We start from the raw sequence: 11,756 nt of genomic DNA on the forward strand, positions 1-11,756 counted from the left end.
TGAGTGGTAAGGCGAGTTCCGACTCGCCTTACCACTCACGACCGGGCGCAGGGATCAGCCGTGGTCCTCCAGCATTTCGGTGACCAGGGCGGCGATCGGCGACCGCTCCGAGCGCGTCAGCGTGACGTGCGCGAACAGCGGGTGACCCTTCAGCTTCTCGATCACCGCCGAGACGCCGTCGTGCCGTCCGACGCGCAGGTTGTCACGCTGGGCGACGTCGTGCGTGAGCACCACCCGCGACGCCGTGCCGAGCCGCGAGAGCACCGTGAGCAGGACGTTCCGTTCCAGCGACTGCGCCTCGTCGACGATCACGAACGTGTCGTGCAGCGACCGGCCGCGGATGTGGGTCAGCGGGAGCACCTCGAGCATGCCGCGGTCGAAGACCTCGTCGAGGACGTCCTGGCTGACCAGCGCGCCGAGGGTGTCGAACACCGCCTGCGCCCATGGCTGCATCTTCTCGCTCTCGGACCCGGGCAGGTAGCCGAGGTCCTGGCCGCCGACCGCGTAGACCGGGCGGAACACCACGACCTTGCGGTGCTGACGGCGTTCCATGACGGCTTCCAGGCCGGCGCAGAGAGCGAGCGCCGACTTGCCCGTACCGGCGCGACCGCCCAGCGAGACGATCCCGACGTCGGAGTCGAGCAGCAGGTCCAGCGCGACGCGCTGCTCGGCGCTGCGGCCGTGCAGGCCGAACGCCTCGCGGTCGCCCCGGACCAGCCGGATGCGCTTGTCCGCCGTGATCCGCCCGAGCGCGCTGGAGCTGCCCGCGAGCAGCCGCAGCCCGGTGTGGCAGGGCAGCTCGGCGAGCTCGTCCATGCCCCACTCGACCGGGTCGACGGTGCTGCCGCCGAACAGCGCGTCCAGCACTTCCTGCTGGACGTCGACGTCCGCCATGCCGGTCCAGCCCGACGGCGTCACTTCCTGCGCGCGGTACTCGTCCGCCTCGAGACCGACGGCCCCGGCCTTGACCCGCAGCGGGATGTCCTTCGTCACCAGCGTGACCGCCTGGTTCTCGGCCGCGAGGTTGAGCGCGCAGGCGAGGATGCGGTGGTCGTTGGAGTCGGTCCGGAACCCGGACGGCAGCACCGACGGGTCCGAGTGGTTCAGCTCCACCTGCAGCGTGCCGCCGTGGTCCCCGATCGGGAGCGGTGCGTCGAGCCTGCCGTACTGCCGGCGCAGGTCGTCGAGCATGCGCAGGGATTCCCGGGCGAACCAGCCCAGCTCCGGGTGGTGGCGCTTCGCCTCCAGTTCACTGATGACGACCAGCGGAAGCACGACGGCGTGCTCGGCGAACCGAGTGACGGCCCACGGGTCCGAAAGGAGGACCGACGTGTCGAGCACGTACATGTGCTGCTGGGATACGGGCGCTTTCTCCGGGCCGGGAACGGCACCGGTCGAAGAGTGGCCAGAGGCCTTGCGGGGCAAACGCTGCGCAGTCACGACGGCATCTCCCTCGAGGGCGTGTGCACCTCACGCCCGCACTCGCTGGGCCGGGCACCTCCCTGGCTGGACCACTCCTCCTGACCGGGGTCAGGTGGCGCGGCCACGAGGGCCGGGTGCCGGCCCCCTCGAGCGTCTCGTGGGCGGCTGAGCCGCCCCCTCGATCACCGCCACGACCAGGGCCTCCCGCGAGGACCCGCACGGAACGCGCGCCCTCACCTCGGAAGGTACCCACGAATCCGGCGGCGCGCAGGGAGCCAACACGGTGATTCGCCAGATCGTCATCTCACCGTCGGTCGTCCGAAATCAACTCTCGGTGCGGTTCGATGCCTCTGACCAGCGGGTTTTCCGCCGCTTTACGAACCGAAGCGGCGGTGCCGCCAGGCGTAGTCACGCATGGCACGCAGGAAGTCGACCCGCCGGAACGCGGGCCAGTACGCCTCGGTGAACCAGAACTCCGAGTGCGCGGACTGCCACAGCAGGAAGCCGGAAAGCCGCTGCTCACCGGAGGTGCGGATGATGAGGTCCGGGTCCGGCTGGCCGGAGGTGTAGAGGTGCTCGGAGATGTGGTCGACGTCCAGGATCTTCGCGAGCTCCTGAATGGACGTCCCCTCGTCGGCGTGCTGGCGCAGCAGCTTGCGCACGGCGTCGGCGATCTCCTGCCGCCCGCCGTACCCGACGGCGATGTTGACCTCCATCCCGGTCCGCCCTTCGGTCCGGGCGGCGGCCTCGCTCAGGCGTTTCGCGACGTCGGCGGGCAGCAGGTCGAGCGCGCCGACGATCCGCAGCTGCCACGGCGTCCCGGGCGCGGCGAGCTCGTCGGTGACGTCGGTGATGATCTTCAGGAGCGGGGTGAGCTCGTCGGGGTCGCGGTTGAGGTTGTCGGTGGACAGCAGCCACATGGTGACGACCTCGACCTCGGCCTCCTGGCACCAGCTCAGGAAGTCCGCGATCTTCTTCGCACCGGCCCGGTGCCCGTCCGAAACGTCCGTGAAGCCCGCTTCCCGGGCCCAGCGGCGGTTGCCGTCGAGCATGATGGCGATGTGCCGCGGATGCCGGCCGGCGGCCTGCTGGATGAGGCGCCTGCCGTAGGCGCTGTACACGACGTCGGACAAGAACGAGCGAACACTCACGTCGAGTCAGCCTACGCACCTCGGTGTGAGGCGTGTGACTTGAGCACTGCCGGAGAACCTACGCTCCCGTAACCTGGAGGGGTGAGCGTGACGAAGGAACCCGAGCCGGTGGTGGACCTCCGCCCGCGGCTGCGCGGGCACATCCACTTCTGGACGTTCTTCGGCGCGGTGGCCGCGGCGGCGGTGCTGATCAGTTTGGCAGCGTCCACTGTGTCGCCTGTTGCTGCGCTGGCGACGTCGGTGTACGGGCTGACCGTGCTGGGGCTGTTCGGGGTCAGTGCGTTGTACCACCGGCGGTTCTGGAGCCCGCGGGCGTACAAGTGGATGAAACGCGCCGATCACTCGATGATCTTTTTGTTCATCGCCGGGACTTATACGCCGTTCACGTTGCTGGCGATGTCGAAGCCGACCGGGTACGTGATCTTGTCGATCGTCTGGGGCGGGGCGATCGCCGGGGTGGCTTTGAAGATGCTGTGGCCGAATGCTCCCCGGTGGCTGGGGGTGCCGATCTACATCGCCCTCGGGTGGGTTGCGGTGTTCGTCTTCCCTGAGCTGGCTTCGCATGCCGGGGTTGCCGCTCTGGTGCTGTTGTGTGTCGGCGGGTTGTTTTACACGCTGGGCGCGGTTTTTTACGCCGTGAAGTGGCCCAATCACTGGCCGGACACCTTCGGGTACCACGAGTATTTCCACGCTTGTACTGTTTTGGCCGCTGTTTCGCACTACATCGCGATCTGGCTGGCCATGTACGCCTAGGTTTCCCGGAACGGGGCCCCGCACTCTGTTCGAGTGCGGGGCCCCGGGCTACCACTCCGGGCAGTTTCACCATGAACGCGGGAAATCTCACCCGAACATCCCCGGCTGGTACTCGCCCGCCGGGTTGCGGACGATCACGTTCAGCCGGTTCCACGCGTTGATCGTCGCCACCAGGGCGATCAGCGCGCCGATCTGCTCGTCGTCGTAGTGCTTGCGGACCGCTGCCCACGTCTCGTCGGTCACGCCCGTGTGCGTGTCCGCCAAGCGGGTTCCCTCCTCCGCCAGCGCCAGCGCCGCGCGCTCCGCCTCGGTGAACACCACCGCTTCGCGCCACGCCGCCACCATCGCCAGGCGGACCGCCGTCTCGCCGGCCGCCGCCGCGTCCTTCGTGTGCATGTCCAGGCACATCCCGCAGCCGTTGATCTGGCTCGCGCGGATCTTCACCAGCTCCTGCGTCGCGTGCGGCAGCGACGACTCCTCGATCGGCCGCGACGCCGCGATCAGGCGCTTGACGAACTTGCCGGCGATCTCGTTCTCGAACATGTTGAGCCGCGCTTCCATGGTGTTCCCCTTTCATCGTCTGCTTCACCCCCTTGACGAGCCCGCCGACGGCGTTGTGACAGCCGCGCACGTGACGCCGGTCACCCGGTTCCAGGTCCACACCTTCGCGCCACGGCCGCGGCGGCCGGTCACCCGTGGGCACTGGGCTCCACCTGGGCCCCGGCCACCGCCTGACCAGCGGGGAACGCTTCAAACGCTCACGTTCAGGGGTCACCCACGGGGACACCACGACGGTTGCCGCCCGCACCGGGACGGCCGACCGTGGGCCGGACCAGGAACCGATGCGTGGAAGGAGTGCGACCGCGATGGCCAGCACCATGCAGCCGCAGGAACTCATCGACAGCGCCGTGGTCGATCCCGAAGGCAACAAGCTCGGGAAGGTCGGCAACGTCTACCTCGCCGACGCGACGCACCAGCCGGAGTGGATCACCGTCAGGACCGGGCTGTTCGGCACCAAGGAGAGCTTCGTCCCGCTCTCCGGCGCGCACACCGACCAGGACGGTGTGCACGTCCAAGTCGACAAGGAAAGCGTCTCCGACGCGCCGCGCATCGACGCCGACGGGCACCTCTCGCCCGAGGAGAGCGCCCAGCTCTACCGCCACTACGGCCTGCCGGTGCCGCGCAGCTCGGCGGACGGGCGGATGGACCGCGGCAAGAACACCGCGGGCCGGGACGCCATGGGCCGGCGGGACAAGCGCGACGACCGCAGCATGACGCGCTCCGAGGAGCGGCTGAACGTCGGGACCGAGCAGGTCGAGACCGGGCACGTGCGCCTGCGCAAGTACGTCGTCACCGAAGAGCAGCAGGTCACCGTGCCGGTGCGGCACGAGGAGGTGCGCATCGAACGGGAGCCGGTCACCCGCGGGGACGGCCGGGCGGAGATCGGCGAGGCCGAGCAGGACGTCGTCCTGCACGCCGAAAAGCCCGTGGTGCGCAAGGAAACCGTGCCGGTCGAGCGGGCGCGGCTGCGGACCGAGACGGTCACCGACGAGCAGACCGTGTCCGGCAAGGTGCGCAAGGAGCAGTTCGACGTCAGCGACGACGACCGCAAGCACCGGCGCTCCTGAAGGCTCCCGGGTGGGTGGCCGGTCCCCGATACCGGCCACCCACCCGGGTCACCCCACCTCGGGCTGCAGCCGCGGCAGGCCGGCGACCAGCTGCCGGCCCTTCTTCCGCAGCGACGGCGGGAACGGCGGCATCGACAACGTCATCGCCTGGTCCCAGCCGTGGACGTACAGCTCGAACTTCAGCAGGAAGCCGCCGCGGGGCTCGGTGATCGCCACGTGCGTCCGCGGGACGCCGAACAGCGCCTTGCCCGGGCCGCCGGTGTAGGCGTCGGCCTCGAAGAACAACAGCTGGCGATCGGTCAGCAGCAGGTAGAGCTCGCGCTGGGTGGTGATCGAGAACATCGTGCCGCCGCTCAGCACCGCGGTCGCGGCGGCGAGCGCGAAGTGCCGGCCCAGCACCTTCCGCAGCGAACCGACCTTGGCCATCGCGATCACTTCGGGCGTTTCGCCCGGTTGCATCATCGGTGCGGCGGTTTCGAGCAAGCGTCTTTCGCGGCGTGCGCCCATGGGGGTTCCTTCGGGGAGAGCGGTGCGGACGCGCAACGCTAGATGACGTGCGCGAGCCGCTTTACCGCGCCCCACCTGGGGAAACGCCCAAACCGGCCGATCAGGACACCAGCATCGGCGCGGCGAGGAACTGCTCCGGGATCGCGAAGGCGTCCACCAGCGTGCGCGCGTGCGGGCGCAGCTCCGAGCAGAGCCGGTTGACCGCCGATGTCACGGCCTTCCCGCGGGACGCCGTGAGGCGGCCGTGGCCCAGGAACCACGCCAGGTCCTCTTCGATCGCCGACAACGCGTACAGGTCGCAGACGCGCTCGAGCAGCGTCCGGGCGTCCGGGTCTTCGCAGCGCTCGACGGCCGCCGCGAACGCCTCCAGCACCAGCCGCTCGACGTGCACGCGGCCGGCGCGCAGCACGTGGTCCTGCGCCGAGTTGAACACGCCGAACGGGTCTTCGGCCGCCTTGCGCAGCCGCTTCGCCACGCCTTCGACGACGTGCTGCTCGCGGTCCTCGAACAGCCGAAGCTGCCACTCGCGGCGGAAGAAGACCTCCGAGTCGGATCCTTCGGTGAGCGACTCGAGCGCCTTGCGCACCGACGTCCGCTCCAGGAACGCGTTGACCACCTGGTCGGTGAAGAACCGGGCGGTCGCCAGCGGCGAGAGGTCCTCGAAGTCCTGCTTGTAGCTGGTCAGCAGGCCCTTCGCGACCAGCTGCAGCAGCACGGTGTTGTCGCCTTCGAACGTCGTGAAGACGTCGGTGTCGGCCTTCAGGCCCGGCAGGATGTTCTCCGCGAGGTACCCCGAGCCGCCGCACGCCTCGCGCGCGGCCTGGATCGTCGCCGTCGCGTGCCAGGTGTTGAGCGCCTTCAGTCCGGCCGCCCGCGACTCCAGCTCGCGCTGCTCCTCCTCGGGCGCCGAGGAGTCGATGTCGTGCAGCTTCGCCACGAGCTCTTCCTGCGCGAAGTGCAGCGCGTACGTCTTCGCCAGCGCCGGCAGCAGCTTCCGCTGGTGCCCGAGGTAGTCGAGGATGACGACCTCGTCGCCGTCCGGGGTCATGAACTGCCGCCGCTTCTCGCCGTAGCGGATCGCCAGGGCCAGTGCGCGTTTCGTCGCGCTCCCCGCGCTGCCGCCGACGCTCACCCGGCCGCGGATCAGCGTGCCCAGCATGGTGAAGAACCGGCGGCTGTCGCTTTCGATCGGGCTCGAGTACGTCCCGTCTTCGGCGACGTCGCCGAAGCGGTTCAGCAGGGCCTCGCGCGGAACCCGGACGTGGTCGAAGCTCAACCGTCCATTGTCGACACCGTTGAGGCCGGCCTTCGGGCCGCAGTCCTCGATGGACACTCCCGGCATCGGGGCGCCGCTCTCGTCCCGGATCGGCACCATGAACGCGTGCACGCCCCTGGACTCGCCGCCGGCGACCAGCTGCGCGAAGACGACTGCCATCCGGCCGTCGCGGGCCGCGTTGCCGATGTACTCCTTCTGTGCCATGGCGTCCGGCGTATCGATGACGAAGCCACCGTCCACGAAGGTCGCCGTGGTGCGCAGGTGCTGGACGTCGGAACCGTGGCCGTGCTCGGTCATCGCGAAGCAGCCCAGCAGGTCGAGGTCCATGATCGCGCGCAGGTACCGCTCGTGGTGCCGCTGCGTGCCGAGCAGCTGGACCGCGCCGCCGAACAGGCCCCACTGGACGCCGGCCTTCACCATCAGCGACAGGTCGCCGTAGCCGAGCATCTCGAACGACGTCACCGAGCCGCCGACGTCGCCACCGCCGCCGTACGCCGGGTCGAAGCCCAGGCCGGGCCGGTCGGTGGCGGCGAGCGCCCGCAGCTGGTCGAGCACCTGGGCGCGGTGCGCCTCGATCCCGAGGTCCACCGGGTCTTGGAACTTCGCCTCGGCCATCTGCGCGCGCACCCCGCGGCGCAGCTGCGCCCAGCGGCCGTCGAGGACGGCGGTCAGGGCGTCCGGATCCACCTTCGAGGGCACTTCGGGAACGTCCACGGCTACCTCCGGAAAGGACGAACGGCAGGCTTCCTACTCGTTGGTAGTAAGCCTGCCGCAGCCCCGCCGATCCCGCAGGTTCAGATCGGCTTCCCGTTCACCGTCACATTCGTGAAGCGGGCGTTGTCCACGTACTTCAGCGTGTTCGACGTGTCGGCCACGCCCTTAAACGTGGAGTTCGCCACGGCGAACCCGTGCACGTGGGCGTTCGAAAGCCCGCTGACGTCGAACGTCTTGCCGGCGATCTTCGTGCTCGAACAGTTGCTGATCGTGACCGGCCCGAACGACGGGACGTAGCTGCCGGTCTGGCTGTTGTAGGTAGACGTCACGTACACGAAGTTCCGCGCGAAGGTGCCGGAAACGCTGTCGAGGTTGATGTTTTCGGAGAACCCGCCACGCAGCGTGTTGGACTTCACGTACAGCGCGAACTTCGTGTCACCCTTCACGGTGAGCTTGTAGGCGTAGACGTTGCGGATCCCGCCGGTCTGCTCGCTGCCGCAGGTGATCGCGCCCCAGTTGCCGTTCATCACGCAGTTCACCACGACGAGGTTCTGGCACGGGATGTTCACCCGGCGCCCGTCGGCGTCGCGGCCGGACTTGATGGCGATGTTGTCGTCGTGCGCGCCGAGGGTGCAGTTGGCGATGACCACGTGGTCGCACGATTCCGGGTCACAGCCGTCGGTGTTGCTGTGCGCGGTGCTGGGGTCGGTGCTGACGCCGTCGACCGTGACGTTGCGGCACAGCGTCGGGTGCAGCTGCCAGAACATGGAGTTCTTCAGCGTGACGCCCTGGATCAGCACGTTCTCGCAGGCGTAGGGTTCGACGAACGCCGACCGCATGCTGTGGCCCGAGCCCGGCACGACCCGCTTCTCCGGCGGGGTTCCCTTGGCCACCAGCGTTTCCAGGTACGCCCGGTCGCTGCCCTTGTTCCACGACGACGTCGCCGCCGCGTCGAGCGTGCCGCTGCCGGTGAGGCCGATGTTCTTCTGCCCGTAGGCGTAGATCATCGGCGAGTGGTTGACGCACTCGATGCCTTCGTAGCGCGTCAGCACGTTCGGGAACTTCGAGGCGTCGCCGCTGAACTTCAGCACCGAGCCGGATTCGAGGTGCAGGTCGACGTTGCTCTTGAGCGCGATGGCCCCGGTGAGGAAGCTGCCGCCACCCGGCACGACCACGTGGCCGCCGCCGGCCGCGGCGCAGGCGTCGATCGCCTTCGCGATGGCCGCGGTGTTGTCGGTCTTGCCGTCGTTCTTCGCGCCGTAGCCGGTGATCGGGAAACTGCGGTCCGGGAAGAGGGGGATGGTCGTGTTCGCGACGATGTCGTTGGCCGCCGGCCACGGGAGCGCGGGAACATCGATGCGGGGCGCCGCCGACGCGACGGCGGGGAGCAGCGGCACCGCCGCCACCGCGAGCCCGCCCTTGATCAGCTGCCGCCGGGTGAACCTGCCGTCCATGGACACTTCCTTCACGGGGAAGACGTGGTGCGACGGCGGAACCGCGGTACGGACCGCGGGCACGACGAACTCTAGGCGCGGAAGTGGCTCCAGGTCCAGGGTTGCGTGATCGGCGAAACCGAACCCGCCGATCACGCCGCGGCGGCAGGGGCCATCACCGCAGCCCCGCCGCCGCAGCCCGGCTGCCGAGCGAACCGTGGGGTGCCGCCGAGGGGGCGGCACCCCGCCTCCGCTCAGGCCAGGTCCGGCCCCTTCGAACGCAGGTCGTCCACCTTGCTCATCGCCTCGCGCAGCTCGCCCAGCCAGCTGTCCGCGTGCTGGCCGACCAGCCGGACCGCCCACGCCAGGGCGTCCGACCGCGACCGCGCCACCCCCGCGTCCACCAACGTGTCCAGCACCAACCGCTCCGGCTGGCGCAAGCGCGTCATCACCGGGGCCGAGTGCGTCGTGAACAGCGCCGTCGTTCCGCCCAGCCGCGCACCCCAGGCCACCTTGCGCTGGTAGCGGTGCTCGGCCTGGCGGGCGATCTCGATGCGCTCGTCGCGCGTCTCCTCGCGGAACCGGCTGATGCGGCCGTCCTCGGCCGCCGCGCGGGCTGCGTCGTCCGCGTACTCCTCCGTCAGCGGCTGGAGCTCGCCCACCACGATGATCTCTTCGCGGTCGACCGTGACCTCCGGTGCGCCCGTGAACCAGCCGTCGGGCAGGCGGCCGCCGAACCAGGCCGCCGCGTCGTCCGCCGACGGGACCTCGGCCTGCTGCCAGCCCCGGCCTCCACGCCATCCTCGTCCCATGTCGCACCTCCGCGATTACATGATTACATCGCTACCGAAGCTACGCCGAAAACACGACCGCAGACACCGCGTTCTCCCAGGGCGATCAGAGCTGGGCGGCCAGCTCCTCGGCCGAGGTGACCGGGCGATCGCAGACGTAACCCCGGCAGACGTACGCCGCCGGGGCGCCGTCGACGAGGGGACGATCGGCCAGCAGCGGCACGCCCGGCGCGTCCGGCTCGCCGGCCAGCACGATGCCGCCGCCGTGCACGCCGCGGGCCGCGGCCAGCCGCAGCGACGCGTCCGCGCCCACCACCGCGACCTGCACCGGGCCCGCCTGCAGCGCCTCCGCCACCGACAGCCAGTGCCCGGCGAACCGCGGCACCCGCCCGGCCAGCACCCCGGCCCGGCGCAGCGCCTGCTCGGCCGCCTCCCGATACCGCGCCGCGCTGTCGTACCCCGCGAGCGCGGACGCTGTCAGCAGCGCCCCGGCCAGCGCGGACGCCCCCGACGGGCTCGCATTGTCGCCGGGGTCGGCCGGGCGCTGGACCAGCGTTTCGGCGTCGTCGGCCGTGTCGAAGTACGCGCCCGGGACGTCCGGGGACGCGAAGTGCGTCAGTGCCAGGTCGAGCAGCCGGGTCGCTTCGGTGAGCCACTTCGCCTCCCCCGTGGCCTGGTGCAGGGTCAGGAAGCCGTCGGCGACGCAGGCGTAGTCCTCCAGCACGCCGGCGGATTCGCCGACGACGCCGTCCCGCGAACTGCGCCGCAGTCGGCCGTCCACGACGTGCACGCGCAGCAGCAGCCCGGCCGCGGCGACCGCCCATTCGATCCACTGTGGACGATCCAGCGCCACGCCTGCCTCGGCCAGCGCCGTGATCGCCAGGCCGTTCCAGGACGCGATCACCTTGTCGTCCCGGCCCGGCTGCGGCCGCTTCGCGCGCGCCTCCAGGAGCTTGACGCGCATCGGCTCCGGCAGGTCGCCGAACAGCCGCAACGTCGACGCACCCTTCTCGAAGGTGCCTTCGGGAGTGACGCCGAACAGCTCGGCGGCGGAGTCGTCACCGAGCACCTCACGCAGCTGCGACGGCGTCCAGACGTACGTCAGGCCTTCGACACCTTCGGTGTCCGCGTCCAGCGAAGACGCGAAGCCGCCTTCGGACGTCCGCAGGCTCTCGAAGAGGAACTGCGCCGTTCCGGTGGCGACCCGCAGGGCGGTCGCCGAGCCGGTGCGCCGCCAGAGGTGAGCGTAGAAACGCAGCAGCAACGCGTTGTCGTACAACATCTTCTCAAAATGTGGCACGATCCATTCGGCGTCGACGGAGTAACGCGCGAAGCCGCCGGCCAGCTGGTCGTACAGGCCGCCGCGGGCCATCGCCTCGGCCGTCTTGTCCACAAGGGACAAGGCCACCGCGGAACCCGTGCGTTCGTGGTGGCGCAGCAGGAATTCCAGGACCATCGACGGCGGGAACTTCGGGGCGCGGCCGAACCCGCCGTTGACCGGATCCGCCTCCTGCTGGAGCTGGCCGACCGCCCCGGCGAGCACCGCTTCGTCCACAACGGACTCCTTGAGCGGCCCGCTCTGGCCGGCGAGGTGCGCCACGACCTGCTTGGCGCCGTCCAGGAGCTCGTCCGGCCGGCCCTGCCACGCCTCGGCGACGGCCGCCAGCAGCTGCCGGAACGACGGCATCCCCGGCCGCGGCGACGGCGGGTAGTAGGTGCCACAGTGGAACGGCTCGCCGTCCGGGGTCAGGAAGCAGGTCATCGGCCAGCCGCCCTGCCCGGTCATCGCCTGGGTGGCGGCCATGTACACGGCGTCGATGTCCGGCCGCTCCTCGCGGTCGACCTTGATGTTGACGAAGTGCGCGTTCATCAGGGCCGCGGTCCCGGCGTCCTCGAACGACTCGTGCGCCATGACGTGGCACCAGTGGCAGGCGGCGTAGCCGACGGAGAGCAGGATAGGCACGTTCCGCCGCCGCGCTTCGGCGAGCGCGTCGGGCCCCCACTGCCACCAATCGACCGGGTTTCCGGCGTGCTGGAGCAGGTACGGACTGGTCGCGCTGGCGAGGCGGTTCATGGATCCA

10 protein-coding genes are annotated in these 11,756 nt (G+C 70.1%); 2 read left to right on the forward strand and 8 right to left on the reverse strand.

What is annotated here, in order from left to right; genetic code table 11:
* Positions 1–54 precede the first annotated feature (54 nt).
* Both AB0J55_RS40105 and AB0J55_RS40110 read right to left on the reverse strand, forming a co-directional pair.
* Positions 55–1,347, reverse strand: coding sequence for a PhoH family protein (locus AB0J55_RS40105; protein ID WP_003080241.1), 1,293 nt, complete (start codon positions 1,345–1,347; stop codon positions 55–57).
* 449 nt (positions 1,348–1,796) lie between these two features.
* Positions 1,797–2,573, reverse strand: coding sequence for an isoprenyl transferase (locus tag AB0J55_RS40110; protein ID WP_033263568.1), 777 nt, complete (start codon positions 2,571–2,573; stop codon positions 1,797–1,799).
* 111 nt (positions 2,574–2,684) lie between these two features.
* On the opposite strand from AB0J55_RS40110, the gene AB0J55_RS40115 reads away from it, so the two are divergent.
* On the forward strand, positions 2,685–3,326 hold the full coding sequence (locus tag AB0J55_RS40115) for a hemolysin III family protein (protein WP_364261669.1): 642 nt from the start codon (positions 2,685–2,687) through the stop codon (positions 3,324–3,326).
* An 87-nt stretch (positions 3,327–3,413) separates the two neighbouring features.
* Here AB0J55_RS40115 and AB0J55_RS40120 read toward each other — a convergent pair whose 3' ends face one another.
* On the reverse strand, positions 3,414–3,887 hold the full coding sequence (locus AB0J55_RS40120; protein ID WP_364261357.1) for a carboxymuconolactone decarboxylase family protein: 474 nt from the start codon (positions 3,885–3,887) through the stop codon (positions 3,414–3,416).
* A 305-nt stretch (positions 3,888–4,192) separates the two neighbouring features.
* Between AB0J55_RS40120 and AB0J55_RS40125 the strand changes: the two genes are divergently transcribed.
* Complete coding sequence (locus tag AB0J55_RS40125; protein ID WP_364261360.1) at positions 4,193–4,954, forward strand: PRC and DUF2382 domain-containing protein; 762 nt, start codon at positions 4,193–4,195, stop codon at positions 4,952–4,954.
* Between the two features lie 48 nt (positions 4,955–5,002).
* Here the strand turns inward: AB0J55_RS40125 and AB0J55_RS40130 are convergent, their stop codons facing one another.
* From AB0J55_RS40130 to AB0J55_RS40150, 5 genes are all read right to left on the reverse strand, one after another.
* On the reverse strand, positions 5,003–5,461 hold the full coding sequence (locus AB0J55_RS40130; RefSeq protein WP_364261363.1) for a hypothetical protein: 459 nt from the start codon (positions 5,459–5,461) through the stop codon (positions 5,003–5,005).
* A 100-nt stretch (positions 5,462–5,561) separates the two neighbouring features.
* Complete coding sequence (locus tag AB0J55_RS40135) at positions 5,562–7,451, reverse strand: acyl-CoA dehydrogenase (RefSeq protein WP_364261366.1); 1,890 nt, start codon at positions 7,449–7,451, stop codon at positions 5,562–5,564.
* A gap of 80 nt (positions 7,452–7,531) precedes the next feature.
* Entirely contained in the window at positions 7,532–8,905 is a 1,374-nt protein-coding gene (locus AB0J55_RS40140) for a glycosyl hydrolase family 28 protein (RefSeq protein WP_364261369.1), read from the reverse strand.
* A 233-nt stretch (positions 8,906–9,138) separates the two neighbouring features.
* Positions 9,139–9,696, reverse strand: a complete 558-nt coding sequence (locus AB0J55_RS40145; RefSeq protein WP_364261372.1) for a hypothetical protein — start codon at positions 9,694–9,696, stop codon at positions 9,139–9,141.
* A gap of 85 nt (positions 9,697–9,781) precedes the next feature.
* The gene (locus AB0J55_RS40150) at positions 9,782–11,749 is read right to left on the reverse strand and encodes a thioredoxin domain-containing protein (RefSeq protein WP_364261375.1); all 1,968 of its coding nucleotides are present in this window, start codon (positions 11,747–11,749) and stop codon (positions 9,782–9,784) included.
* Between the last annotated feature and the right edge of the window lie 7 nt (positions 11,750–11,756).

The organism is Amycolatopsis sp. NPDC049688 (assembly GCF_040674975.1).
GTDB lineage: Bacteria > Actinomycetota > Actinomycetes > Mycobacteriales > Pseudonocardiaceae > Amycolatopsis.